At 72.6% G+C, this 24,696-nt stretch carries 26 protein-coding genes; 13 read left to right on the top strand and 13 right to left on the bottom strand.

The window, feature by feature from the left end; all coding sequences use genetic code 11:
• Positions 1–9: 9 nt before the first annotated feature.
• The 3 genes from AMK18_RS27900 to AMK18_RS27890 all read right to left on the bottom strand — a co-directional run bounded on the left by AMK18_RS27900 (position 10) and on the right by AMK18_RS27890 (position 3,681).
• Entirely contained in the window at positions 10–579 is a 570-nt protein-coding gene (locus AMK18_RS27900) for a hypothetical protein (RefSeq protein WP_073864938.1), read from the bottom strand.
• Between the two features lie 52 nt (positions 580–631).
• A complete protein-coding gene (locus AMK18_RS27895) occupies positions 632–2,974 on the bottom strand; it encodes a bifunctional serine/threonine protein kinase/MFS transporter (RefSeq protein WP_073864937.1) in 2,343 nt (780 codons plus the stop codon).
• A gap of 62 nt (positions 2,975–3,036) precedes the next feature.
• A complete protein-coding gene (locus AMK18_RS27890; RefSeq protein ID WP_018104212.1) occupies positions 3,037–3,681 on the bottom strand; it encodes a MerR family transcriptional regulator in 645 nt (214 codons plus the stop codon).
• A gap of 195 nt (positions 3,682–3,876) precedes the next feature.
• Here AMK18_RS27890 and AMK18_RS27885 point away from each other — a divergent pair, with 195 nt between their 5' ends.
• The 4 genes from AMK18_RS27885 (at position 3,877) to AMK18_RS27870 (ending at position 7,530) form a co-directional block, all read left to right on the top strand.
• Positions 3,877–5,406 carry a flavin-containing monooxygenase gene (locus AMK18_RS27885; protein WP_018104211.1) on the top strand — a complete coding sequence of 510 codons (1,530 nt, stop codon included), beginning with the start codon at positions 3,877–3,879 and terminating at the stop codon, positions 5,404–5,406.
• Positions 5,403–6,362: an alpha/beta fold hydrolase gene (locus AMK18_RS27880; protein ID WP_073864936.1), complete on the top strand. Its 960-nt coding sequence runs from the start codon at positions 5,403–5,405 to the stop codon at positions 6,360–6,362. Before AMK18_RS27885 ends, AMK18_RS27880 begins: the two co-directional genes overlap by 4 nt.
• Positions 6,359–7,252, top strand: coding sequence for an SDR family oxidoreductase (locus AMK18_RS27875; RefSeq protein WP_073864935.1), 894 nt, complete (start codon positions 6,359–6,361; stop codon positions 7,250–7,252). The genes AMK18_RS27880 and AMK18_RS27875 overlap by 4 nt, the downstream gene beginning before the upstream one ends.
• Before the next feature lie 86 nt (positions 7,253–7,338).
• Entirely contained in the window at positions 7,339–7,530 is a 192-nt protein-coding gene (locus AMK18_RS27870; protein ID WP_018104208.1) for a hypothetical protein, read from the top strand.
• Between the two features lie 72 nt (positions 7,531–7,602).
• Here AMK18_RS27870 and AMK18_RS27865 read toward each other — a convergent pair whose 3' ends face one another.
• Positions 7,603–8,067, bottom strand: a complete 465-nt coding sequence (locus AMK18_RS27865; RefSeq protein WP_073864934.1) for an Lrp/AsnC family transcriptional regulator — start codon at positions 8,065–8,067, stop codon at positions 7,603–7,605.
• 94 nt (positions 8,068–8,161) lie between these two features.
• Here AMK18_RS27865 and AMK18_RS27860 point away from each other — a divergent pair, with 94 nt between their 5' ends.
• Positions 8,162–9,013 (top strand): LLM class flavin-dependent oxidoreductase, encoded by an 852-nt coding sequence (locus tag AMK18_RS27860; protein WP_073864933.1) that lies wholly within the window; start codon positions 8,162–8,164, stop codon positions 9,011–9,013.
• Positions 9,010–9,450 carry a nucleoside deaminase gene (locus AMK18_RS27855; protein ID WP_073864932.1) on the top strand — a complete coding sequence of 147 codons (441 nt, stop codon included), beginning with the start codon at positions 9,010–9,012 and terminating at the stop codon, positions 9,448–9,450. The genes AMK18_RS27860 and AMK18_RS27855 overlap by 4 nt, the downstream gene beginning before the upstream one ends.
• Here the strand turns inward: AMK18_RS27855 and AMK18_RS27850 are convergent.
• Positions 9,437–9,640 carry a DUF397 domain-containing protein gene (locus tag AMK18_RS27850; RefSeq protein ID WP_198957095.1) on the bottom strand — a complete coding sequence of 68 codons (204 nt, stop codon included), beginning with the start codon at positions 9,638–9,640 and terminating at the stop codon, positions 9,437–9,439. The genes AMK18_RS27855 and AMK18_RS27850 overlap by 14 nt on opposite strands.
• Entirely contained in the window at positions 9,597–10,466 is an 870-nt protein-coding gene (locus AMK18_RS27845; protein WP_420707114.1) for a helix-turn-helix domain-containing protein, read from the bottom strand. The genes AMK18_RS27850 and AMK18_RS27845 overlap by 44 nt, the downstream gene beginning before the upstream one ends.
• A 117-nt stretch (positions 10,467–10,583) precedes the next feature.
• Here AMK18_RS27845 and AMK18_RS27840 point away from each other — a divergent pair, with 117 nt between their 5' ends.
• Genes AMK18_RS27840 through AMK18_RS27830 form a run of 3 tightly spaced genes read left to right on the top strand, consistent with a single transcriptional unit; the run spans position 10,584 to position 13,254 of the window.
• The gene (locus AMK18_RS27840) at positions 10,584–10,790 is read left to right on the top strand and encodes a hypothetical protein (RefSeq protein ID WP_073864931.1); all 207 of its coding nucleotides are present in this window, start codon (positions 10,584–10,586) and stop codon (positions 10,788–10,790) included.
• The gene (locus AMK18_RS27835; protein WP_073864930.1) at positions 10,787–11,305 is read left to right on the top strand and encodes an ATP-binding protein; all 519 of its coding nucleotides are present in this window, start codon (positions 10,787–10,789) and stop codon (positions 11,303–11,305) included. The genes AMK18_RS27840 and AMK18_RS27835 overlap by 4 nt, the downstream gene beginning before the upstream one ends.
• Positions 11,302–13,254 (top strand): APC family permease, encoded by a 1,953-nt coding sequence (locus tag AMK18_RS27830; protein ID WP_073864929.1) that lies wholly within the window; start codon positions 11,302–11,304, stop codon positions 13,252–13,254. Before AMK18_RS27835 ends, AMK18_RS27830 begins: the two co-directional genes overlap by 4 nt.
• A gap of 24 nt (positions 13,255–13,278) precedes the next feature.
• Here the strand turns inward: AMK18_RS27830 and AMK18_RS27825 are convergent, their stop codons facing one another.
• From AMK18_RS27825 to AMK18_RS27815, 3 genes are all read right to left on the bottom strand, one after another.
• Positions 13,279–14,058 carry a polysaccharide deacetylase family protein gene (locus tag AMK18_RS27825; RefSeq protein ID WP_073864928.1) on the bottom strand — a complete coding sequence of 260 codons (780 nt, stop codon included), beginning with the start codon at positions 14,056–14,058 and terminating at the stop codon, positions 13,279–13,281.
• A 150-nt stretch (positions 14,059–14,208) separates the two neighbouring features.
• Positions 14,209–14,814, bottom strand: a complete 606-nt coding sequence (locus AMK18_RS27820; RefSeq protein WP_073864927.1) for a dihydrofolate reductase family protein — start codon at positions 14,812–14,814, stop codon at positions 14,209–14,211.
• A 34-nt stretch (positions 14,815–14,848) separates the two neighbouring features.
• Positions 14,849–15,421: a dihydrofolate reductase family protein gene (locus tag AMK18_RS27815; RefSeq protein ID WP_073864926.1), complete on the bottom strand. Its 573-nt coding sequence runs from the start codon at positions 15,419–15,421 to the stop codon at positions 14,849–14,851.
• 113 nt (positions 15,422–15,534) lie between these two features.
• Between AMK18_RS27815 and AMK18_RS27810 the strand changes: the two genes are divergently transcribed.
• On the top strand, positions 15,535–16,116 hold the full coding sequence (locus AMK18_RS27810; protein ID WP_073865048.1) for a DinB family protein: 582 nt from the start codon (positions 15,535–15,537) through the stop codon (positions 16,114–16,116).
• Positions 16,117–16,119: 3 nt separating this feature from the next.
• On the opposite strand, the gene AMK18_RS27805 is transcribed toward AMK18_RS27810, so the two are convergent.
• The 3 genes from AMK18_RS27805 to AMK18_RS27795 all read right to left on the bottom strand — a co-directional run bounded on the left by AMK18_RS27805 (position 16,120) and on the right by AMK18_RS27795 (position 18,515).
• On the bottom strand, positions 16,120–17,043 hold the full coding sequence (locus AMK18_RS27805; protein WP_073864925.1) for an RNA polymerase sigma-70 factor: 924 nt from the start codon (positions 17,041–17,043) through the stop codon (positions 16,120–16,122).
• Between the two features lie 28 nt (positions 17,044–17,071).
• Complete coding sequence (locus AMK18_RS27800; protein ID WP_018104184.1) at positions 17,072–17,545, bottom strand: carboxymuconolactone decarboxylase family protein; 474 nt, start codon at positions 17,543–17,545, stop codon at positions 17,072–17,074.
• 82 nt (positions 17,546–17,627) lie between these two features.
• Positions 17,628–18,515, bottom strand: coding sequence for a MerR family transcriptional regulator (locus AMK18_RS27795; protein WP_073864924.1), 888 nt, complete (start codon positions 18,513–18,515; stop codon positions 17,628–17,630).
• Between the two features lie 81 nt (positions 18,516–18,596).
• Between AMK18_RS27795 and AMK18_RS27790 the strand changes: the two genes are divergently transcribed.
• From AMK18_RS27790 to AMK18_RS27780, 3 genes are read left to right on the top strand one after another with little or no spacing between them, the layout of a single operon-like run.
• Positions 18,597–19,016 (top strand): hypothetical protein, encoded by a 420-nt coding sequence (locus AMK18_RS27790; protein WP_073864923.1) that lies wholly within the window; start codon positions 18,597–18,599, stop codon positions 19,014–19,016.
• A 31-nt stretch (positions 19,017–19,047) separates the two neighbouring features.
• Positions 19,048–19,476 (top strand): hypothetical protein, encoded by a 429-nt coding sequence (locus AMK18_RS27785; protein WP_073864922.1) that lies wholly within the window; start codon positions 19,048–19,050, stop codon positions 19,474–19,476.
• A 52-nt stretch (positions 19,477–19,528) separates the two neighbouring features.
• Positions 19,529–21,250, top strand: coding sequence for a tetratricopeptide repeat protein (locus tag AMK18_RS27780; protein WP_073864921.1), 1,722 nt, complete (start codon positions 19,529–19,531; stop codon positions 21,248–21,250).
• A 9-nt stretch (positions 21,251–21,259) separates the two neighbouring features.
• On the opposite strand, the gene AMK18_RS27775 is transcribed toward AMK18_RS27780, so the two are convergent.
• Positions 21,260–24,544: a S41 family peptidase gene (locus AMK18_RS27775; RefSeq protein ID WP_073864920.1), complete on the bottom strand. Its 3,285-nt coding sequence runs from the start codon at positions 24,542–24,544 to the stop codon at positions 21,260–21,262.
• Positions 24,545–24,696: the final 152 nt, after the last annotated feature.

Genomic DNA, 24,696 nt, shown 5'->3' with positions numbered 1-24,696 from the left:
CGCCGCGCCCTACGCGGTGCGGGCCAGCACATCGTCCCAGACGTTGCCGCCGTCCGCCCAGGTCCAGAGCCACTGCCTCAACGACGGCGCCGCGTACCGCAGTCCGTCGTGGGGGTCCTCGCCCCGGTCCGGTTCCCAGCCGTCGGCGTCCCAGAGCAGGACCGGGTGGTCGACGGCGGTGAGCGAGACGTACCACTCCATGGTGCAGCCGCCACCCGTGAGGAAGAGCCACGACGCCGGTGGCCCCCACTCCGTCCGTCCGGCGTGGCGGGCCGTCGCGCACGGCCAGTCCGGGGCCGGCCAGTGCGGAACGCGCCGTGGCGTCAGCGACGCGAGGCCGCCCTCCGGGCCGAACCCGCCGTCGCCCACCTCGGTGTGGACGCGGCGGAGCAGGCCGGGCAGGGGATACCCGAGCCCGCGTTCGACGCGGTCCGCCTCCGCGTTCGTGAGCGGCGGGAACGGCTGATCCGGAAGACAGCGGGCAGCGGGGTGCGCGTCTTCCGGCCCCCAGGCGAGGGCACGCAGCCGCTCCAGAAGCGCGTCGTCATCCGTGGCGGTGCGGTGCGCGGCATCGGTCACGAGCGGGGACTGTAGTACGTCCCCCACCCGGTCGCCCCGGTCACCCCGCCCCCTACACCCGCCCACCCCCCGCCATCCGCAGCATCCTCCCCGCTGTCACCGCCGCCAGGAGCATGCACAGGGCCGCCCACCACGGGGGGCCGTTGAGCAGGGTGTACAGGCCGGTGCCCAGGGTTGCGGACAGGGACTGGGCGGTCATCAGGGCGCCCGCCGTCGCGCCGGAGTGGCGGGGAGTGGCGTCCGTCAGGGCGGCGGTGAACAGCGCGGTGAGGGTGAGGCCGATGCCGATGCCCGCCACGATCAGGCAGGCCGACAGGGCGGCGTAACCGCTGTCGCTCTCGATGGCGAGGATGCCCAGCGCCACCCCGGCCGCCGTCGTCGGCAGGCCCGTCACCGCCATGCGCGCCGGGGTCATCCCGTCGCGCAGCAGGCGCGGCGCGAGCCCGCCGCCGCTGACGGCCACCGCCACCAGCATCGGCAGCATCGGCCCCTTCCACGGCGCCGAGTGGGAGAACTCGTCGCCCATCATGTCGGCCAGCGGCGGCAGCAGGCTCAGGACGCCGAAGCCGACCAGGCCCATCGTCAGAAGGCCGCCCCGGCGCGCGCGGTCCCGGAGGATGTACGGCGGAAGCAGCGGGGCCGACGCCGTCCGCTGCCGTACCGCGAACGCGATCAGCAGCGCGGCGCCCACGCCCAGCCCGACAACCGCTTCGCTGTCCACCTTGCCCGCCGACGGAATCCCCACCAGGCCGTACATGACCGCCCCCGCCCCCAGGAAGCCCAGCAGCGCGCCCGGCAGGTCGGCCGCCGCGCCGTCCGTCCGGGCCGGGGAGTCCGGCGGCAGCGTCCGCGCACCCGTCAGGGCCAGCAGCGCGAGCGCCGGTGCCACGGCGGTGAGCGGGCCCCTGGCCATGAACGCCAGCGCATCGCTCCCCAGTAGCCCGAGCACCGGACCGCACGCGCTCGCCGCCGCGTAGGCACCGAAGCCCCGGCCCCCACCGCCCCGCGAACCCGCCGCCACCGTCGCCAGCGCCCCCGCCGTCGCCAGCGCGCCGAACCCGCCCTGCAGAGCGCGGCCCGCGAGGAGCAGCGGCGTGGCACCGGCCAGCAGGCCGAGCCCGGAGAGCACGCCGGACACCGCGAAGCCCGCCACACCGGTGATCAGCGAACGCCTGCGGCCCAGCCGGTCCGCGATGTGGCCACCGGGCACCAGCATGGCGGCGAAGGCGACCGCGAAGGCGTACGAGACGGGCGCGGACGTGGGGTAGGCCGTCATCCCTCCGTGGGGACCGGCCGGATTCCCGAGCACGGCCCCGGCCAGCACCGCCAGTTGCGCCACCACGATCACGGCGAGGCCTCGCGTGCGGGACGCGCCGGGCGGCTGCGCGGGAGTCGTCGGCGGGTACGCGGGGGAGGCGACCGGCTCCGTCACGGCGGAGGCGTCCGCCGGTGCCCCCCGGTCCGAATCCCCGGCCATCGGCTCCCGCGCCTCCGGCACGTAATCCAGCAGCCTCGCCGATCTCCGCCCCAGCTCCGCCAGCACCTCGCCCGGCAGCCACACCGCGTCCCCGTCCCCGTTCCCGGACGTGCGGGCGGCGATCTCCTCCGGGGTGGGTCGGGCGGCCGGGTCCTTCGCCAGGCAGGCGCGTACGAGGGGGAGCAGAGACTCCGGGACGTCCGTCAGATCGGGTTCGTCCTCCGCGATCCGGAACAGGTGCGCGTTCAGACCGGTGTCCCTCGCGCCGAACAGAAGGCGGCCCGTCGCCGCGTACACCAGGACCGCGCCCAGGCAGAACACATCGCTGGCCGGAGTGAGTTCGAGGCCCCTCACCTGTTCCGGGGACATGAAGCCCGGCGAACCGATCAGCATGCCCGTCCGGGTGAGCAGGCTGCCGTCCGCCAGGTTGTCCATCGCGCGGGCGATCCCGAAGTCGATGACCCGCGGCCCGTCCACCGTCACCAGCACGTTGGACGGCTTCAGGTCGCGGTGGATGAGCCCCGCCCCGTGCACGGCTTCCAGCGCGAGGGCGAGGCGGTTCGCCAGGACGCGGACCGAGTGCTCGGGCAGCGGCCCGTAGTCCGCGCCGACCACCGTCGTCAGATCGGGGCCCGGTACGTACTGCGTGGCCACCCACGGCACTTCGGCCCCGGTGTCCGCGTCCAGGACGTCCGCCGTCCAGCTTCCGCCCACCCGCCGGGCCGCCGCCACCTCGCGCGCGAAGCGCTTGCGGAACTCCGGCTGCGCCGCGTACTCGCGCTGCACGACCTTCACCGCGACCGTGCGGCCGACGTCCGAGCGGCCGAGGTAGACGAGTCCCATCCCGCCCGCGCCCAGGCGGGCGATCAGGCGGTAGGGGCCGATGCGCGTGGGGTCCTCGGCGGTCAGCGGCTTCATCCCGGCAACCTAGCCGGGGACGGCCGGTACGGGAGGCGGAACGCCGGAGATCCGCGCCGGATCTACCCGGGCTCCTCCGGCTCCGGCTTGCGCCTCAGCCGGCGGTCCAGCGCCATCGACAGCTCCGCGTCCACCACCGCCCGTGCCAGGGGGCGCAGTTGGGGTGGTTCCGGGTCCGTCTCCACGCCGTACTCCTGGAGCACGGATACGAACAGGTCCGCCAGGGCCTCCGCGTGGTGGCGGACGTGGCGGCCCGTGGACAGCACCGCGGAGAGCGGTACGCCTTCCCGTACCAGCTCGGCCGAGACGTCCAGCAGGCGGCGGCTGATGTGGACGATCTCCGCGCCGTCCGTCCCCAGGTAGCCCAGCTCCATCGCCAGCGCCAGGTTCTCCGGCGTGGACTCGCCCTCGAAGTAGTCCGCCAGCTGCTCGGGGGTCAGGCGGACCGGGGTCTCCTCGGACGGTTCGCCCAGGCCCAGCACCTCCGCGACATCGCGGCCGCTCTCGAAGGTACGGGCGAGATCGGCGATGCCGGTCAGGGTGTGGCCGCGTTCCAGGAGGCCCGTGATGGTGCGCAGGCGGGCCAGGTGGTGGTCGTCGTACCAGGCGATGCGGCCCTCGCGGCGGGGCGGCGAGATCAGGCCGCGCTCACGGTAGAAGCGCACGGTCCGCACGGGGATGCCGGCCTCCTTGGCCAGCTCCTCCATGCGGTACTCGCGGTGCTCCGGTCCTTCTGCCACCCCCGCACCTTATCCGCCTCCCCAGGGGCGCGGACCCCAGGTTGTACCGCCGGTAACTTTCCTTCGTCCGCCCCCTACCCATCGGTACGAAGCTGCTCTACCCTCCCAACCATGCCAGTGATTGCTGGCAGAGTCGTGTGACGTACCGCAGGAGGCGGCAGCATGGCCCAGCACGAGCATGTACGCGTGGCGGTGATCGGATCCGGATTCGGGGGCCTCGGTGCCGCGGTCCGGCTGCGCCGCGAAGGCATCACCGATTTCGTGATCCTGGAGCGCGCCGGTTCCGTCGGCGGCACCTGGCGCGACAACAGCTACCCCGGCTGCGCCTGCGACGTACCGTCCCACCTGTATTCCTTCTCGTTCGCCCCCAACCCCGAGTGGCCGCGCACCTTCTCCGGGCAGGAGCACATCCGCGCCTACCTGGAGCACGTCGCCGACACCTTCGGGCTCCGCGCCCATCTGCGCCTCAACCACGAGGTGAAGCAGATGCGCTGGGACAACGACGAGCTGCACTGGATCATCGACAGCGCCAACGGCGACACCGTCGTCGCGGACGTCGTCGTCTCCGCGACCGGGCCGCTCTCCGACCCGAAGATGCCCGATATCCCGGGGCTCGCCGACTTCCCCGGCAAGGTCTTCCACTCCGCCCGCTGGGATCACGACGCCGACCTCACCGGCAAGCGCGTCGCGATGATCGGCACCGGCGCCTCCGCCATCCAGATCGTGCCCGCGATCCAGCCCAAGGTGGGCAAGCTGACGCTGTTCCAGCGCACCCCGCCCTGGGTGATGCCCCGCATGGACCGGAAGATCAGCGGCGCCGAGCAGTGGCTCCACCGCGCCGTGCCCGCCACCGGCGCCGCCCGCCGCGGACTCCTGTGGGGCATCCGGGAGTTGCAGGTCAGCGCCTTCACCAAGCACCCCGACCAGCTCGGCCTGGTCGAGCGCATAGCGAAGTCCAACATGGCCCGCGCCATCAAGGACCCGGCCCTGCGCGCCAAGCTGACCCCCTCGTACCGCATCGGCTGCAAGCGCATCCTGCTGTCGAGTACGTACTACCCCGCGCTCGCCCAGCCCAATGTCGACGTCGTCGCCTCCGGCCTCGCCGAGATCCGCGGCAACACGGTCGTCGCGTCCGACGGTACGGAGGCCGAGGTCGACGCGATCATCTTCGGCACCGGCTTCCACGTCACCGACATGCCGATCGCCGAACGCGTCGTCGGCGCCGACGGGATCACGCTCACCGAGTCCTGGAAGGACGGCATGCAGGCGCTGCGCGGCGCCAGCGCGGCGGGCTTCCCCAACTGGATGACGATCATCGGCCCCAACACCGGGCTCGGGAACTCCTCGATGATCCTCATGATCGAGTCCCAGCTGAACTACATGGCCGACTACCTGCGCCAGCTGAACCTCCTCGGCGGCAAGGCGGCCCTCGACGCCCGCCCCTCCGCCGTCAACACCTGGAACCGCCGCGTCCAGGAGCGCATGAAGCGCACCGTCTGGAACACCGGCGGCTGCAACAGCTGGTACCTGGACGCCAACGGCCGCAACACCACCGTCTGGCCCGGCACCACCGCCGAGTTCCGCAAGGCCACCCGGACCGTCGACCTGTCCGAGTACCAGGTCCTGCGCCCGGCGGCCGTCCCCGCCCAGCGCGCGTCCGGCGACACCGTCTCCGAGGAGGCCGTCCGATGAGCCGCCCCCTGCCCGTCGCCGGCCGCCGTCCCGTGGCCGCCCGCGAACTCCTCGCGGTCTCCGCCGACGGCTCCCGCATCCACGTCGAGATCCACGGCCAGGAAGGCGCGCCCGCCGTCGTCCTCTCCCACGGCTGGACCTGCAACACCAGCTTCTGGGACGCCCAGATACGCGATCTGGCCGTCGACCACCGCGTCATCGCCTACGACCAGCGCGGCCACGGCACCTCGCCCGCCGCCGCCCGCGACGGCTACAGCACCGGCGCCCTCGCCGACGACCTGGAAGCGGTCCTCGCCGCGACCCTCGGCCCCGGCGAGAAGGCCGTCATCGCCGGGCACTCCATGGGCGGCATGACCATCATGGCCGCCTCCCGCCGCCCCCAGCTGCGCGAGCACGCCGTCGCCGTCCTGCTGTGCAGCACCGGCAGTTCGCGCCTCCTTGCCGAGTCGCTGGTCGTCCCGATGCGCGCCGGAGCCGTACGCACCCGCCTCACCCGCGCGATCCTCGGCGCGCGGGCCCCGCTCGGGCCGGTCACGCCCGTCTCACGGCGGATACTGAAGTACGGGACGATGGGCGCGGGTTCGGCACCCGACCGGGTCGACACCTGTGCCCGCATCGTGCACGCCTGCCCCCGCCTGCCCAGGGTCGCCTGGGGGAACGTCCTCGCCGAGCTCGATCTCGACGAGGGCGTACGGGAGTTGCGCGTGCCCACCGCGATCATCGCGGGTACGGAGGACCGGCTCACCCCGCCCGTCCACGCCCGCGCCATCGCGGCGGCGCTGCCCGACTGCCTCGGTCTCACCGAGCTGACGGGCATGGGGCACATGACGCCCGTCGAGGCGCCGGAGCTCGTCACCGCGAAGATACGCGAACTGGTGACCGCGTATCTTCCGGGCGGCCCGGCCCGGGACGCGCGGGGTACTACAGACATCGAGGGCAAGGAGGAGGTCGCATGAGCGGCACGGGAAGTCTCGAAGGACAGGTCGTCGTCGTCACCGGCGCGGCACGCGGCGTCGGTGAACTCCTCGCCCGCAAGCTCTCCGCCCGGGGCGCGATCCTCGCCCTCGTCGGCCTCGAACCCGACGAGCTGAAGAAGGTTTCGGCCCGCCTCCACGGTGAAAGCGACCACTGGCACGCCGACGTCACCGACCACGAGGCGATGGCCCGCGTCGCGCAGGACGTGAAGGCGCGCTTCGGCAAGGTCGACATCGTCGTCGCCAACGCGGGCGTCGCCTCCGGCGGCCCCCTGGTCGACTCCGACCCCGTCGCCTGGCGCCGCGTGATCGAGGTCAACCTCATCGGCGGCGCGGTGACGGCTCGCGCCTTCCTGCCCGTGCTGATGGAGAGCCGGGGCTACTTCCTCCAGATCGCGTCCCTCGCCGCGATGACCCCGGCCCCGATGATGAGCGCCTACTGCGCATCGAAGTCCGGCGTCGAGGCGTTCGCGCACAGCCTGCGCGCCGAGGTCGGGTACAAGGGCGTGAAGGTCGGCGTCGGCTACCTCTCCTGGACCGACACCGACATGGTGCGCGGCGCCGACGAGGACGACGTCATGCGGGACCTGCGGAAGCGGCTGCCCTGGCCGACCAACCGCACGTACCCCCTCGGCCCCGCCGTCGACCGCATCGTCGCCGGGATCGAGCGCCGCTCCGCCCATGTCTACGCCCAGTGGTGGCTGCGCGGCATGCAGTCCGTACGCGGCTACCTGCCGACCCTCATCGGCGTCGTCGGCCAGCGCGAGATGCGCCGCTTCGGCCCCCGCATGGAGGGCATGAGGAAGGGCCTCGTCGGTGCCGGAGGCGCCGCTGACCAGCAGGAACGCGCCTCGCGTACGGAGCGTGAGTGATCGACATGCGGAGCGTGGCGGCCCGTGTGAATCTGGTCGAGGCCCCACCGGGGCCGAATCCCACGCACCACATAGGAGTGAACAGCATGGGCATCGCCGACCAGTTCAAGGACAAGGCCAAGGACCTCGCGGGCCAGGCGCAGGACCAGGCGCAGGACCGCCAGCGTCAGGGCCAGGGCCGCGACCGCGCCAAGGACGCCGGCCAGCAGGGCCGCGACCGTGCGAAGGACGCCGCCCAGCGCGCCCAGAACGAGGCGAGCGAGCGCTTCGACCGGTAACGGTCGCGCGGTGACGCCGAGGGGCGTGCCCGGATTCGTCCGGGCGCGCCCCTCAGTGCGTGTGGCCGGGTGCTACGGACGCGAGCGCTCACGGGGCTCGCCCGGCCCCCGGAACGGCAGCGTCCGGCTGAACACCAGATTGGTCGTCGTGCTCCCGAACTCGGCGAGCTCGTCCACGATCTCCTCCAGGTGCTCCATCGAGGTGGCCGCCACCTTCAGGACGTAGCAGTCGTCCCCGGTGGTACGCAGGCACTCCAGGATCTCCGTACGCTCCTTCAGCATCCGGCGCAGCGGTTCGTGCCGACTGCCGGGGTACTTGAGCCGGACCACCGCGAGCGCCACGTATCCGGCCCGTTCGAGGTCCACCTCCGCGCGGTAGCCCGTCACGATCCCGGCCGCTTCCAGCCGCCGCACCCGTTCCGTCGTCGCCGACGCGCTCAGGTTCACCCGCCGCGACAGCTCCGTGAAGGCGATCCGGCCGTCCCGCTGGAGCTCGTCCAGGATGGCCCAGTCCGTCGAGTCGAGATTCCCGGTCATCCGGTCAGATTACCGGGATATCCACGGCCGAACTGCCCCTGAACAGACGGGAATCCCTTCAAGGAGGCGGGTCGCCGTGGCTAGGCTCGACGGCGTGAAGATCGGCGTGAACGTCCCCAATTTCGGCCCCGGCACGGACCCCGGCGTCCTGCGCGACTGGGCGCAGACCGTGGAGGGCCTGGGCTTCGACCTGCTGATGCTCTCCGACCACGTGGCCATCACGCCCGACGTCGCCGAGCGCTATCCGGCCCCCTTCTACGAGCCCTTCACCACGCTGTCCTGGCTCGCGGGCCTCACCACCCGCGTCCGCCTCGGCACGACGGTGCTCATCGCCCCCTACCGCCACCCCCTGCTGACCGCCCGCATGGCGGCCAACCTGGACGCCCTCAGCGGCGGACGGCTCGTCCTCGGCGTCGGAGTGGGCTGGGCCCGGCAGGAGTTCGCCGCCCTCGGCATCCCCTTCGAGCGGCGCGGACGCCTCACGGACGACGTCCTGCGGGACCTCCGGGAGGCGTGGGCGGACACCGCCGCCTACGGGGACCGGCGCATCCCGGTCTGGATCGGCGGCAACAGCGACGCGGGCCTGCGGCGGGCCGTACGGTTCGGCGACGCCTGGCACCCCCTGCGCTGCACGATGCCGTGGCTCCGGGAGGGCGCGGACCGGCTGCGGGCCGCCGCGTCCGAACAGGAAGCCCCTGTCCCCGCGTTCGCGCCCCGGATCGCGCTCCGGCTCACCGCGTCACCGGGCGACGGGCCCGAACGCCTCGCAGGCGAGGGCACGCTCGACCAGATCATGGACGACCTGGACGCGCTGAGGCTCCTGGGCGCCGACACCGTCGTCCTCGACCCCTACCACGGCGACCCGAGCGAGACGTCCCGCCCGCAGCCCGCCCGGCATGCCCTCGCCACGGTCGCCGCCCACCTCTCGACAACGGAGCAGCCATGACCACGACCGCCGACCACCCCCTCCTCCGGCGCGCCATCGCCCTCGCGGCCGAGGCCCGGGAGCACGGCAACCCGCCGTACGGTTCGCTGCTCGCAGCCCCGGACGGCACGGTGCTCGCGGAGGACCGCAACACGACCCTCACCGACCGCGACATCACCGCCCACCCCGAACTGAAGCTCGCCCGCTGGGCCGCGCGGGAGCTGGACGCGGCGACGGCCGCCGCCACGACGATGTACACCAGCTGCGAGCCCTGCACGATGTGCGCGGCGGTCATCCAGCAGGCGGGGCTCGGCCGGGTGGTCTTCGCCCTCTCCGGCGATCAGTTGCTGGCCATCCGGCCCGGCAACGGCCGACCGCCCGTACCGCAGGAGGGACCCGCGCTGCTGGAAGAGGTACGGGCGGTGGTGGAGCCGTACTACCGCGTCAGGCGGCCTTGACGGATGCGATGAACGGCGCCCAGGCGGCGGCGTTGACGACGAGCGCGGGCCCGTCGGGCCGCTTGGAGTCCCGGACGGGGACGAGCCCGGAGTGGCCGTCGGCGACTTCGAGGCAGTTCCCGCCGCTGCTGTTGCTGTAGCTGCTCTTACGCCAGGTCGCGGCGGTCAAGTCGTGCTGGTTGCGCACCATTTCGGTATTCCTCTGCCGCAGCCTCGATCATGGCCAGGGACGCCCCCAGCGGCGAGGCGGCGGCCCTCAGGAGATCGTATGACCTCCGGTACTGCTTCACGAGGCCCGGATCGTCGACGGTCTGGCCGTGGTGCTGGCCTTCCATGTAGACGAGCGGCGGAGCGTCCGCGAAGTCGAGCACCATGATGTTGCTTTGCATGAGGGTGTGCGCACCTGAATTCCACGGAATGATCTGTACAAAGATCCGGCCGCGCTTGATGAGGGCGGCAATGTGGTCCAGTTGCTCGGCCATCTGCTCCGGCGGCAGGATGGCGTTCCACAGCAGGGTCTCGGGCAGGATCGCCCAGTACTCGGGGGTCTGGTGGCTGTCCTCGAAGAGCTGCGCCCGTGCCAGTCGCGCCTTGACCTTCTCGTCGGTCTCCTCCGGAAGCTCCTGCAATCGTTCAACACCGATCACAGTGCGGGCGTACGCCTCCGTCTGAAGCAGCCCAGGAATGAGGGTGGGAGACCACTCCTCGATGGTGGTCGCCTGCTTCTCCGCCTCCAGCACGCGCGCGAAGTACTCCGCGTGGCCCCTGCGTCGGGCCTCCTGCACGTCTTCACAACGCCGGACGAAGAAGTCCGTGCCCAGCCTGCGGTCCACATGCGCCGCGAGGTCCATCGGCATGCCGCGGCCGCCGTGCTCGATCGCGCTGAGCAGGCCGATCCCGTAGTAGCTGCCCTCCACCAGCTTCTCCAGGGTCAGGCCCGCCGCCTCTCTGTGGTAGCGGAGCTCCTTCCCGTAGAACTGGGACACTCCCGCCGATCCGTCGATCTCCTTGGCCACCGCCGACCGCCTTTCACGCCTCGCTCTGTGGAGCGGAATTGGCTTCCACGGTAGAGGTCCATGCGGCAGCGTGTGAGGTGTTCGTCACAGCAAGCGACCGAAAGGTGGACGGCCCTCATGGACCACGCCCCGTACGACATCGGCCCGGAGATCGACGCACTGCGTGGGGCGCTCAAGGCCAACGGCATCACGCTGCCGTCATTGGGAGTTGACCCGCTGACTCTCGCGTGGACGAGCCGGCAGCCGCTCGTCGCTCTCGGTAACTGCAACACGGAGACGGCCCGTCAGCTGGCCGAGGTGCTTCAGAGGGCGGCCGGGGGATGAACGGGCTGCCGCTGACATGGGAGTTCCTGGCGGTCCCGCAGGCCGTGCCGGAGGTGCGGCAGATACTGCGGGAGCGGTTCGAGGGCGAGGACGCGGGCGATCTCCTGCTGTGCGTCAGCGAGTTGCTGGCGAACGTGATCACTCATGTGGGGGAGCGCACGCCGGTGGCCTTACGCGTCAGCGCGACGCCCTCGGGACGCGTACGGGTCGCGGTGAGCGACCCCGCGGCGGCGGTCTGGCCGGTTCTCCGGGACACCGGCCCGGAGACGACGTCGGGCCGCGGACTCCAACTGCTGGACGCACTCGCGCTCCGCTGGGGCGTGGAGCAGGCCCCGTACCGCAAGACGGTCTGGTGCGAACTGCGGGCGCCGAAGCGGCGGGTGGCCCTCCGGCCGGACGGCGGCGGAACCGGGGCCCCGGCGCAGGGCGGATTGGGGCTGCCGGGGGATGTTCGCGGGCCCGGCGGCGGTGCGTGCCCGCCTCCGGGGCGGCCGCTGGGTCTCATGGCGGAATGACTCTCGAACGACCGGTGTACCGGGTCAAGCGGCGGCTTCTCGGCAAGCCGCTCACCACCGCACGCGTCGGCGAGGAGAAGCTGAGCAACGGGACGGCCCTCGGCGTACTCGCCTCCGACTGCATCAGCTCGTCGGCGTACGGCTCGGAGGAGATGCTGAGGGTCCTGGTGCCGGTGGTCGGAGCGGCGGCCTTCACCCTGGTCATGCCGGTGACCGGGGCGATTCTCGCGGTGCTGCTGCTCCTGACGCTCTGCTACAGCGATGTCGTCTCGATCTACACCCGGGCAGGCGGCTCCTACGTGGTGGCCCGGGAGAACTTCGGTCCGAACGTCGCGCAGGTCGCCGCCGTGGCGCTGCTCGTGGACTACATCGTCACCGTGGCCGTCCAGGTGTCGGCGGGCACGAACGCGCTGATCTCGCTCGCGCATCTCGCGGGCAACGGCTGGACGGGCCTCGACCACCTCCAGCTGCCGGTCTCGGCCGGGGTGATCGTGCTGCTCGGGTACGGGAACCTGCGCGGGATCCGCGAGGCGGGCAGGATGTTCGCGCTGCCCGCCTACCTCTTCATGGCCGCGATGGGCCTGGTCTTCCTCGTCGCGGGGGTGCGCGGCCTCGTGGGCGACCTGCCGCACGCCGACCTGGGGGCCGCCGGTGTCGTTCCGCTGGGCACGCCCCAGGACGGGTGGCTCTACGGTGCCTCCCTCTTCATCGTGCTGCGCGCCTTCGCCAACGGCGGTTCGTCCCTCACCGGGCTCGAAGCGATCTCGAACGGCATCTCCGCCTTTCGCGAACCGCAGGGCCGCAACGCCCGGCGCACGCTCGTCGTCATGAGCTGCGTGCTCGCCGTGCTGGTCCTGGGCGTCTCGACGCTCGCGCACTTCACCCACGCCGTCCCGTACAGCGACGGAACGCCGACCGTGATCGCGCAGGAGGCGAGGCTCGCGTTCGGGAACGGGGCGGTGGGGACGGCCGGGCTGGTCCTCGTACAGCTGGCGACGGCGCTGGTCCTCTACACCGGTGCGAACACACCGTTCACGGGGTTTCCGTTCCTGGCGAGCTTCGTCGCGCAGGACCGGTTTCTGCCCCGGGTGCTGACCCGGCGCGGACACCGGCTGGCGTTCTCCAACGGCATCATGACGCTCGCCGCTCTCTCGCTGGCCCTGCTGCTCGTCACCGGGGCCAGTGTGGACAGGCTCGTGGCCCTCTACGCGATCGGCGTGTTCACCGCCTTCACCATGGCCGGGTCCGGCCTCACCGCGTACCACCTGCGCAGGCGGGAGCCGCTGCGACGGGTGAAGATCGTGGCCAACGCGCTCGCGGCGGCCGTCTCCGCCGCCGTCGTGCTGGTCTTCGCCGTCACGAAGTTCACCGAAGGCGCCTGGCTGGTCGTCGTGATCTTCCCGCTCGGGGTCTGGGTGCTGATCCGGATCAACCGCGAGTACCGGCGCGAGGCCGCCGCCCTTGAGCGGCTGCCCCGGGGCGCGGACCGGCCGCGTACGCACCACCACCAGGTGTTCGTCCTGGTGGAGACGCTGGACCTGGCGACGCTGAAGGCCCTGCGGTACGCGCACGAGCTGCGGCCCGACAACGTACGGGCCGTGCACTTCGCCATCGACACGGCGCGTGCGGAACGCCTGTCCGCCCGCTGGGCGTCGACCTCCGCGACCTCCGTCGAACTGGAGCTGGTGGACTGCCCCGACCGCAGGCTCCGGCACGCGATGCGCGAACTCGCCGTCCGCACCACGCGGGACGAGGACACGTCGCTGACGGTGCTCGTCCCCCGGCGGATGTACGCCAACGCGCTCGGCAAGCTCCTCCACCGGGGCACCGGCGAGAAGATGGCACGGACACTGGACCAACTGCCGCACGTCGTCGTGACGATCCTGCCCTTCAACGCGTCGCACGCCATGCGGGCCCTGGAGTCGCACCACCTGCCGAACGTCGACTGAGACCGGCGCCCGACCGGACCCGACTCACCGCACGGGGAAGCCGTACACGTACCCCTGCTCCCGCAGCCAGGGCAGCACCCGGCCCAGTGCGGCGAGGGTCTGGGAGCGGTTGCCGCCCGCGTCGTGGAAGAGGATGGTCGGGCCGTTGGCGATCTCGCTCCTGACCGTCGCGATGATCGCGTCCGCGCCGGGGTGCTCGAAGTCCTTGGTGTCGACGTTCCAGCCCAGCGGCCGCATCCCGTGCGAGGCGGCGAGCTTGCGGCTGTACGGGGTGAACGCGCCGCCCGGGGCGCGGTAGTACTGCGGGTGGACGCCGCCTGACGCCTCGGTGATCATCCGCTCGGCGTCGAGGATCTCCTTGGCCTGGTACGCCTCGGACTTCTTGTCCATGGTGACGTCGTGCGAGACGGTGTGGTCGCACAGGCGGTGGCCGCCCGCCACGACGGCCTTGACCAGGTCCGGGTAGGCCCGGGCCTGCGTGCCGACCATGCAGAACGTGGCCTTGACCCCGTTCTCCTTGAGCAGCCGCAGCACCTGGGGCGTCCAAGTGGGGTCCGGCCCGTCGTCGATGGTGATGTTGACCCCTCGGGGGCCCTTGTCCGACGCGTGGACGATCTCCTCCGCGACCTTCCGGGCCGCGGGCCGCTCGGGGTGCGAGGCGGCCGACGCGACGGCCGTCGGCGGCTGCCCGGCGGTGGTGCCGGCCTGCGCGGTCCACACGGAGGTGGCGGCCGCCAGCGCCGTGACCCCGAGCGCCGCCGCGATGAGCCGCCCGTGCCACGTCCGCTCCCTGTGCTTCCCCATGTCCGCCCCGCCCCTTCGATCCACCACCGCCGCCGGCCCCGTGCCGACCGTCCCCCCACCAGGACAGGCGAAGGGGGCCCGGAGGCTGCCTCTGTTACGGAGCGCGGACAAAACCGCGGGGGAGCGGCGACGGGCGGGGCCCCGCGGTGGCTAGAAGCTGTCGTACGCGGGCCGTCCCGCGGGCCGGTAGACGGCCAGGACCGTGCCGCCCTTCGTGCCCGTGACCTTGACCGGCTCCAGGGCGGTCGGGACCGCGCCGTCGGCGAAGAGGCGTTTGCCGGTGCCGAGGATGACCGGGTGGATGGTGAGGCGGTACTCGTCCACCAGGTCCTCGCGCATCAGGGTCTGGGCGAGGTCGCCGCTGCCGACGACGTTGATGTTGCGGCCCTCGGTCTCCTTGAGGCGGCGTACGGCGTCGGCGGTGTCGCCGGTCAGGAGGGTGGAGTTCTGCCAGTCCACGGACGTCAGGGTGCGGGACGCCACGTACTTGTGCATGGAGTTCATGCGCTCCGTGAACGGGTTGTCCGGGTCGGCGGTCGGCCAGTACCCGGCGAAGATGTCGTACGTCTTGCGGCCGAGGAGCATCGCGTCGGTGTCGGCGTACCAGTCGGCGATGGCCTCGCCGACGCCGTCGTCGTACGTGGGCTTCTGCCAGCCGCCGTGCGTGAAGCCGCTCTCCGGGTCCTCCTCGGGACCGCCGGGGGCCTGCATGACGCCGTCGAGGGTCAGGAACGTGGTGACGATGATCTTGCGCATGGTGGGTTCCTCTTGTTCTGGGGTGCGGGCGGCCTCAGCGGACTACGTCGAAGACGTTTTTCTGGATGCCGTTGGGGAACGCCTCGTGCTCCACGAGCCTCAGGTGCCGGGTGTCCTTGTCGGCCGCGCTGAACAGGCGCTTTCCGGCGCCGAGGAGCAGCGGGAAGACGAGGAGGTGGTAGCGGTCGATCAGACCGGCGTCGGAGAGCGCGTGGTTGAGGGTGGCGCTGCCGTGCACGATGACCGGGGCGCCGTCCGTCTCCTTGAGCGCGGCGACGTCGTCCAGGGAGCGGAGGATGTGCGTCTCGCCCCAGGTGTCCACGAGGCCGTCCTCGGTGAGCGTCGTGGAGACGACGTACTTGGGCATCGCCTTGTAGCCCGCGAACTCCTCCATGCCCGGCCACACGGGGCTGAACGCCTCGTAGCTGCGCCGCCCCATCATGAGCGCCCCAGCCTCCTCCTGCTCCCGGCCCTTGATCTCGTACGCCTCGGGCAGGAAGTCGATGCCCTTGAAGGTCCAGCCGGAGTTCCGGTAGCCGGGCTCGCCGCCCGGGGCCTCGACCACACCGTCGAGGGAGACGAAGGCGGTGCTGATGAGTGTGCGCATGATGTCCTCGGGGTACGGGCGGCGGGCTTTACACGGGTTCAGACTGCGCGTGGCCGGGAAAGTCATCGGTCCGGCGTTCCGGTGGGGTCCCTCTGATGGCAGAGTCGGTGCGCATGATCGATGACGCGGTGAAAGAACGCCTCCACAACAACCTGCGCACCGTCCGCGAGGCCATGGTCTGGAAGCTCGACGGGCTCGGCGAGTACGACATCCGGAGGCCGTTGACCTATACCGGGACCAATCTGCTGGGGCTCGTCAAGCACCTGTCGTTCTGGGAGGCCCGGTACTTCGGGGACGTCTTCGGGCGGCCGTTCCCCGAGCCGCTTCCCCGGTGGCAGGACAACGAACCGGGCGGACCGGAGATGTGGGCCGCCGAGGAGGAGTCGCGGGAGGAGATCACCGGGCGCTACCGACGGGCGTGGGCGCACGCGGACGCCACCATCGCCGCGCTCCCGCTCGACGCGCCCGGGCGGGTGGAGTGGTGGGGGCGGCCCGAGGTGCGGCTGTTCGACATCATGATCCATATGCACGGCGAGACCGCCCGCCACGCGGGCCACGCCGACATCCTCCGCGAACAGCTCGACCACGCGACGGGCCGGGTGGCCGCGATCGTCGAGAAGCCCCAGGACGACGCGTTCTGGGACGCCCACCGAGCGAAGGTCGAACGCGCGGCGAAGGCCGCCGAAGGCGCGTAGGACTCAGACGTCCCGCTTGCGCAGCGCCCGTACCTCGCGGTCCGCCGCCCACGCGTCCGCCACCGGGCCCAGGTGGCCGAGCTTGTCCGGGTTGATGACCGAGCGGACCGTCTGGATCTGCCCGTCCCGCACGTCCAGGGACAGGATGTGGAGCACGCCCCCGTCGCGCACGCGGAACAGCGCCCCCGGGCGGCCGTTGACCTCGCGCGGTTCGCAGGTGATGCCCGCCTCGGCCATGAGGGGGTAGACCGTGGCGAGCAGCCGGGCCGCGTTGTCCGCGCCGACGACCGTCCGGGCCAGCTGCGGGGCCTTGCCGCCGCCGTCGCCGACGAGCTGGACGTCGGCGGAGAGCAGGCTCCGCAGCCCGTCCACATCGCCCCGGGACAGCGCGTCGAAGAACCGGCCCGCCAGCTCCCGCTGCTCCGCGCGGTCCGCCTCGAACCGGGGCCGCCCCTCGTGCATGTGGCGCCGGGCCCGTACGAGCAGCTGACGGCAGGCCGCCTCGGAGCGGCCCACCGCCGCCGCGATGTCGCCGAAGCCGAAGGCGAAGACCTCCCGCAGCACGAACACCGACCGCTCCAGCGGACTCAGCCGTTCCAGGAGGAGCAGCGACGCCATCGACACCGAATCCGCCAGCTCGGCGGCCCGCTCCGGGTCCGCGTACGGGTCGTCGAGCAGCGGCTCCGGCAGCCACGGGCCGACGTACTCCTCCCGCCGCACCCGGGCCGACCGCAGCACGTCGATCGCGATCCGGGTCACCGTGGTGGAGAGGAACGCCTTCAGCGAATCCGGCCGGGTGGCCGAGGCGTCGTAGCGGAGCCAGGTCTCCTGGACGGCGTCCTCCGCCTCCGCGACGCTGCCCAGGATGCGGTACGCGATCGAGAACAGCAGCGCCCGCAGCTCCTCGAACTCCTCGGCCTTGCCCATGCCGGTTCCTCTCCCTCGCCGCTTCCGCTCAGTGGAACTGTCCGGGCTTGTAGTCGCCCGCCGGCTGCTGCGTGATGATGTTCAGCCGGTTCACCGCGTTCATGAACGACACCAGCATGACGAGCGCGGTCAGCTGCTCCTCGTCGTAGAGCTCGGCGGCCCTCGCCCAGGTGGCGTCGTCCACCCCGGTCCCCGCGTCGGCGGTACGCGTGCCCTGCTCGGCCAGCGCGAGTGCCGCGCGCTCCGCGTCGGTGAAGACGGTGGCTTCCCGCCAGGCCGCGACGAGATGCAGCCGCACCGCGCTCTCCCCGGCCTCGGCGGCCTCCTTCGTGTGCATGTCGATGCAGGCCGCGCAGCCGTTGATCTGGCTGACGCGCAGCGCGACGAGCTCCTGCGTCGCGGCGGGCAGCGGCAGTCCCTTCATCTCCCGGCCGAAGGCCATGAAGTGCTTCAGCGCCTTGCCGGCGGCGGGATTGGCGAAGTAGTTGAGGCGTGCGTTCATGGTGTGCTCCTCGGGGTGTCGATGCGGTGCGTTCATTCCCGAGACGAGACGGCGGGCGTGGTTGTGACATGGGTGTGCGGTGTCATGCCGTCCGTACGCGTACGGCCTCGGCGGCCCAGTCGAGCGCGGGCCCCGGACTCTCGGGCGCGGGCCACCCGTTGATCACGGCGAGCAGCTGTACGTAACGGTCGCGGCGTGGGTCGTTGAGGCTCCGGAGCCGGGGGAGGAGCGCGTCGGGGTGGGCGTGCTCGGCCGTGATCGCCGCGACGACGGGGTCCGCTTCGGGCGAGGCGGGGTCGAGCCCGGCGGCCAGGGCGGGGGCGACGAGGTCGCGGACGGCGGCGGCGAAGTTGCGCCGGGGTGGGGTGCCGGGGGGTTGCTCGGCGGCGACCTCCCGGAGGGTCCGCCGCAGCCCGGCGCGGAAGTCGGGGTCCTGGGCCAGCGCGGCCCACTCCGCCCAGGCGCGGGTCTGCTCGGCGTCGGGATCGCCGGGCAGCTCCGGTGTCAGCGTCCGGGCGACCCCGTCGAGTGCCAGGCCGTCGAAGACCGCGTGGAGGAAGTCGGCGACGAGGCGGCGGCGTTCGTCGTCGGTGAGGCGGGCGAGCTGATGCATGAGATCGGTCTCCTCAGGGGTGAGCCGGCGCTCGGCCACGGCGGCCAGCAGCGCCTGCCGCAGGCGCAGGACGCGGATCTGCGCCTCCAGCGCCTCCGCGTGCGCCGCCGCGACGTCGGGCAACGACCGCTCCCGGTCGGCCACCTTGCGGATCGTGTCCAGGCCGAGCCCGAGCTCCCGCAGGGTCCGTACGAGGCCGAGACGCGCGACGGCGTCGGCGCCGTAGCGGCGGTAACCGGCCGGGGTGCGGGCGGTCGGCGCCACGATCCCGCGATCGGAGTAGTACCGGATCGTCTTCACACTGAGCCCGGTCCGCCGGGCCAGCTCCCCGATCGAGAGGAGCGCGTTGCCGTCCATGGGGCCAGCTTGGGGTCTCCCGCCGGGGGAGACGCAAGCCGGGCTCGTACGCTTGCTCGCACAGGGGGAGGGGCGAGGGGCATGCATACGCCTGCGGACTGGCTGGAGCGGGCGCGCGCCGAGACCGACGGTGCCGCTCTGCACCGCCTGGCGCGCTCCCCGTACGTCTTCGTCCGGCAGGCGCTCGCCGCCAACCCGGCCACGGAGCCCGGCACTTTGCTGGAGCTGGCCGGAACCAGGGACAGCCCCTGGAACGACAACCGGCTGCTGCTCCTGCTCGCCGAGCACCCGCGCGCCGACCGGACCGTCCTGCGGGCCGTCCTCGACGTCGTGGCGGCCAGGCTGGCCGAGGGCGAACGCCCGTACGCGGCGGTGCTCGCGCTGGCGGACCGCCCGGAGCTGACCCCGGCGGAGGTGCGCCGGCTCGCCCCGCTGCCCGGGGCGTCGGCACGACTTCGCAGCGGACTGGAACGGCGCCTGGCGTTTCGTACATCTCGTTGAGCAGCGCCTACGCCGACCCGAGGAGTTCCGCATGAACCGGCACCTTCCCGTTCTCGCCGCCGCGGCGGCCGTCCTCCTCGCCGCCGGATGCAGCGGGGCCGAGCACGCCCCGCAGAAGCGCGCCGCGAACCCGGTGCCTTCGCGTGCGGCCGGGCTCGAACTCCCCGCGCGGGCAGCCGTACTCGTCCCCGAGACGCACGGCTCCGCCGACCTCGACCTCAAGCGGTTCACGCCCGGTCAGGGCGTCTACACGATCTACGCCCGCTGCACCGGCAAGGGCCGGGTGACGATCGTCGACGCCGACCGGCCCGAGGACGACCCCCGTCGCATCGCCTGCGACCAGGTCGTCACCGTGGGCCGGGTCTACAGCGAGGCGGACGCGCAGGCGCTCCGTATGCGGGTCCAGGGCGGGACGGCCACGTGGACGGTGGCGGTCGTGGCCGGTGCGCATGAAGTGTGAAGCCGCGGGGCCCGGTCCGGGCGGACGCCAACTCGCCTGACAGCATGCGCCCATGACCACCGAGCACATACGGACCCGGGGCGAGGCGATGGTTGCCGCCGCCCTGGACAAGGACGGCAGGACCGCCCGTCGGCACAGTGACTTCTTCGTCTTCGGGCACCACATCGACGAGGGCATCCCCTACTGGGAGCGGGCCGTCGAGGCGGGGGACATCTGGGCGCACTACACGCTCGCCCGGTACCGGAAGATCCGGGGCGACCGGGACACGGCGGAGGCGCTGTACCGGGCTGTCGCGGAGTTCGACGCGGGGTCCGCGTACGGGCTCGGGGTACTGCTGCACGAGGACCGCAGGAACGACGAGGCCGCCGAGTGGCTGCGGCACGCCTGGGAGTACGGGCGGCACCTCGAAGCCAAGATCGAGCTGGGGAAGCTCATGGCGGCCGAGGGGCGGCCGGCGGAGGCGTCCGCGTTCCTGATGAGTGACACCGGGCTGGGGGACATCGCGGTCTTCCGCTGGTCGCAGCTCTTCGACTCGTTCGTGGAGGTCTTCGACCGGGCCGCCGCCGGGCTGGACACCGCAGAGGCCGACGGGGACGGCGAGGCCGCCCTGAAGGCGGTGCAGGGGCTCTTCGACCTCGACCAGCACTTCGCGGACTACCCGGGGCTCACCACCCGCGCCGACGAGCTGTACGCCCGGGGCTCCGCGCTCAGCGCCGAGGCGGGCATGTACCACGCGATGTTCCTCACCGAGACCGGCGACGACGAGGAGTGGCCCCGGGCCCGCGACCTGCTGGTCCGGGCGCACGAGGCGGGGGTCGCCAAGGCCGCCGCGCTGCTCGGCAACAAGTGCGAGCAGCGCGGCGAGACGGCGGAGGCCGAGCGCGCCTACCTCCTCGCGGTCGAGGCGGGCGAGGAGGCGCCCAAGTGGAACCTCGGGATGCTGTACACGCGCCTCGGCCGGTACGACGAGGCCGAGCGCTGGTTCGGCGGGTTCGGCGAGGACGACAAGGACGCCGTGCACCAGCTGGCCCGGATCGCCGCGCTCCGCGAGGGCGGCCCCCGCGCCTCCGACGAGCCGGACTACCGGCTGCTGCCCGGACTGCGCGAGCGGGCCGGGGCCGGGGACGCACGGGCCGGGTACGAGTACGCCAACCTGCTCAACGACTGGGGCGGCAAGAACGCCCGCCACCTGGTCCCCTGGATGGAGCCCGCCGCCCGCGCCGGTGACGCGTACGCCCTCTACGACCTGGCGCAGCTGTGCAAGGAGCTGCGCCGCTTCACCGACCGCGACAAGTGGCACCGCCTGTCCGCCGAGGCCGGGGACCAGCACTCCTGCCATCACATGGGCTGGCTCTCCGACTTCCACCACGACTACCAGGAGTCCGAGCGCTGGTACGCCCGCGCGGCCGCTCTCGGCTCCCGCCTGGACTCCATGCTCGCGGGCAAGCTGATGGTCCAGCGCGGGGCGTACGAGGAGGCCGAACCGTTCCTCCGCAGCGCCTGGGAGGAGGGCGACGACAACGACGCCTTCCGCACGGAGACGGCCGGCTTCTACGGCACCGCCCTGCGCCACCTGGGCCGCCTCGACGAGGCGATGAACCTCCTGACGACCGCCGCCGAAACCTGGTACGAGGACGTCCTCTCCCGCTACGACGCGGACGACCTGCAACTGCAGGCCCGGATGATCGACCCGGAAGCGGAACTGGAGGCGCTGGACGAGGCGTTGGACGCGGAGCTGGACGCCGGGCTGGAGGAGGACGACGAGGAGGAGTGAGCCGCCCGCCTACCTCGGCGGCAGCGGTGGCCTCCGGCGGTCCGGGGCCGTGTCGTACGTGGGCGGGGTCGCCGGGGGATGGGCGGCGAGGAGGTCCAGGGCGGTGCGGACCGCGTCGTCCAGGACCGCGTAGCGGCCCTCCGCCCAGTCCAGCGGGGTGCGCAGCGCCTCCAGGTCCGGTTCGACGCCGTGGTTCTCGACGGACCAGCCGTACGTGTCGAACCAGGCGGCGTTCATCGGCACCGTGATCACCGTGCCGTCGCCCAGCCGGTGGCGGCCGGTCATGCCGACGACGCCGCCCCACGTGCGCTGGCCGACGACCGGGCCCAGCTTCAGCAGCCGGAACGCGGCCGTGATCATGTCGCCGTCGGAGGAGGTCGCCTCGTCGGCCAGGGCGACGACGGGGCCCCGGGGGGCGTTGGAGGCGTACGACACCGGCTGGGCGTTGCGGGTGAGGTCCCAGCCCAGGATCGTGCGGGTGAGCTTCTCCACCACCAGCTCGCTGATGTGGCCGCCGGCGTTGCCGCGTACGTCCACGATCAGCGCGGGGCGGGACACCTCCATGCGCAGGTCGCGGTTGAACTGGGCCCAGCCGGAGCCGCCCATGTCGGGGATGTGGAGGTAGCCGCACCGCCCCCCGCTCAGCTCCCGGACCACCTCGCGGCGCTTGGCGACCCAGTCCTGATAGCGCAGGGGCCGTTCGTCGACGAGGGGCACGATCGCGATGCGGCGCGGACGGCCCCCGCCCTCCGCCGGGCGGAAGGTCAGCTCGACCGTCGTGCCGCCTGCCGCCGCCAGCAGCGGATACGGCCCGGCGACCGGGTCCACCGGCCGCCCGTCCACATGAGTCAGCACCGCCCCCTCGCGGATGCCCGTACCGGCCAGCGGGGAACGCGCCTTGGAGTCCGAGGAGTCGCCGGGCAGGATGCGCAGCAGGGTCCAGTCCCCGTCCCGGCAGGCGAAGTTGGCGCCGAGCAGGCCGATCGCGCGCTGGTAGTGCGGCGGGCCCTCGTTGCGGCGCGCGGGCGACACGTACGCGTGCGAGGTGCCCAGCTCGCCCAGCACCTCGCGCAGCAGGTCCGCGAACTCGTCGGGCGTGGCGACACGTTCGACCAGGGGGCGGTACTGGTCCAGGACCGCCGGCCAGTCGATGCCGCACATGTCCGGCTCCCAGAAGTACGAGCGGATGATGCGGCCCGCCTCGCCGTACGCCCCGCGCCACTCCGCCGCCGGGTCCACCTCGTGCAGGATGCGGCGCAGGTCCAGATAGACGGTCGAGTCGTTGTCGCCGGGCTCCGTCGCGGGCACCGCGCGCAGCTCGCCGTCGTCCATCACGACCAGCCGGGAGGCGTCGCCGCTGACCTCGAACCAGTCGAGGTGGCCCACGAGTTCGGTCTTCTTCGCCTTGGCGATGCTGAAGTGCTCCAGGGTCGGGCGGCCCGACATGTCCGCCGGGTTGGCGAAGGTCTCGCCGAGCGCCCCGGAGATCGGCCAGCGCAGCCACACCAGGCCGCCGCCGCTGACCGGCGCCAGCGCGGAGTACTTCGAGGCGGAGACCGGGAACGGCGTGACCCGGCTCTCCAGGCCCTCGAACTCGACGGTGACCGTGGACCCCTCCGTCATCCCCGCCCCGGCCGAGTCGACCGGGTCCAGGCCGCCCGCCGCGGGCCGCCCGTCGGGCAGCAGGGCGAAGGGGGACGGGGTCGCCGAGGAGAGCGGCACCAGGTAGGGGCGGCAGCCGAGCGGGAAGGACAGGTCGCCGGTGTGGACGTCGTACACCGGGTCGAAGCCGCGCCAGGACAGGAAGGCCAGATAGCGGCCGTCGCCCGTGAAGACCGGGTTCTCGTCCTCGAAGCGGCCGTTGGTGACGTCCACGATCGCGGGCTCGCCGGGACCGCCGATCCGGGCCAGCTTGATCTTGCGCAGCGAGCGGCCGATGCCCGGGTGCGACCAGGTCAGCCAGGCGCCGTCCGGGGAGAACGCCAGGTCGCGCACGGGCCCGTTGACGGACCGGATCAGCTCGACCGGCTCGCCGGTGGCCGTCTCCTCGTCGGTGTCCAGGAGCAGCAGGCGGCCGTCGTGCGCGGCGATGGCGAGGCGTTCGCCGTCCGGGTCGGAGACCAGCTCCTGGACCCGGCCGATCAGGCCCGAGGCGAGGCGGCGGACCGGGCGGTCGCCGCTGGCGCGCGGCAGCGGGGCGATCTCGACCGCGTCCTCGCCCTCCGCGTCGGTGACGTACGCGACCTCGCCCCCGCTGCCCAGCATCTCCGGCAGCCGCACCCGTACCCCCGGCGTGTCCGCGATGGTGCGGGCGGGCCCGTCGCGGTGCGTGAGCCAGTACAGGCTGCCGCGTACCGACACGGCACTCGCCCGGCCCGTCTCGTCCACGGACACCGCGTCCACATGGCTCGACGCCGGGACCTGGTACGTACGCCGCCCGGCGCGCGGGCCGCCGAGCCGGACCTCCAGCTTCCGGGGCACCGCGCCCGGCGTCTCCAGGTCGTCCACGAGCCACAGCTCGCCCGCGCACTGGTAGACCACGCGGCGCCCGTCGCTCGCCGCGTGCCGGGCGTAGAACGCGTCGTGGTCGGTGTGGCGGCGCAGGTCCGTGCCGTCGGGGCGGCAGGAGTAGAGGTTGCCGACGCCCTCGTGGTCGGAGAGGAACGCGATCCGGCCGCCGACGAACATCGGGGTGTCGAGGTGCCCGCCGATGTCCGGGAGCAGCCGCTCGCCGTGCAGCCACAGGCGGCCCATGGCCCCGCCCCGGTAGCGCTTCCAGGCCGCCGGTTCGTGCGGCGGGGTGCCGGTGAGCAGCAGGGTGCGGCGCTCGCCGTCGGTGTCGGCGACCGCGATGTCCGAGACCGGGCCCCAGGGGAGCTTGCCGCCGGGGCTGCCGTCGGTGGGGACGCTGTAGGCCCAGGAGAAGTAGGAGAACGGCTGGCCGTGCGAGGAGACGGCGAGGATCTGCGCCGCGTCGCTGGGGTCGGGCGTCCAGCCGCAGACCCGGGTGTCGGTGGAGCCCCAGTAGGTGAGCCGCCGGGACGGTCCGCCGTCGACCGGGGCGAGGTGGATCTCCGGGTCGAGGCTGCGCCAGGACGTGTACGCGATCCGGGTCCCGTCGGGCGAGAACCGGGGGTGGCCGACTCGGGTGCGGTCGACGGTGACCCGCCAGGCCCGTCCGGGGCGCTCCCCCTCGGCGGCGAGCGGGGCGACCCACAGGTCGTCCTCCGCCGCGAAGCAGAGCAGATCCTCGTGGAGGTGCGGGAACCGGAGATACGAGACGTCGTCACTCACCCCCCAATGCTTTCCGCGCGAAGGGGGCCCGGCAACTCAGAGAGACCCGCTTTTTGTGGTGCGAGCCACAAACGAAACAGTTTCGTTTCGCTGGGTGGGCGGGGTACCGTTCTGCTGTACGAAACGGTTTCGTTCGATGACTCATCGGACAG

The sequence above is a fragment of the Streptomyces sp. CB01249 genome (genome assembly GCF_001905735.1).
Taxonomy (GTDB): domain Bacteria; phylum Actinomycetota; class Actinomycetes; order Streptomycetales; family Streptomycetaceae; genus Streptomyces.
This window is presented reverse-complemented; position numbering and strand designations above follow the sequence as displayed.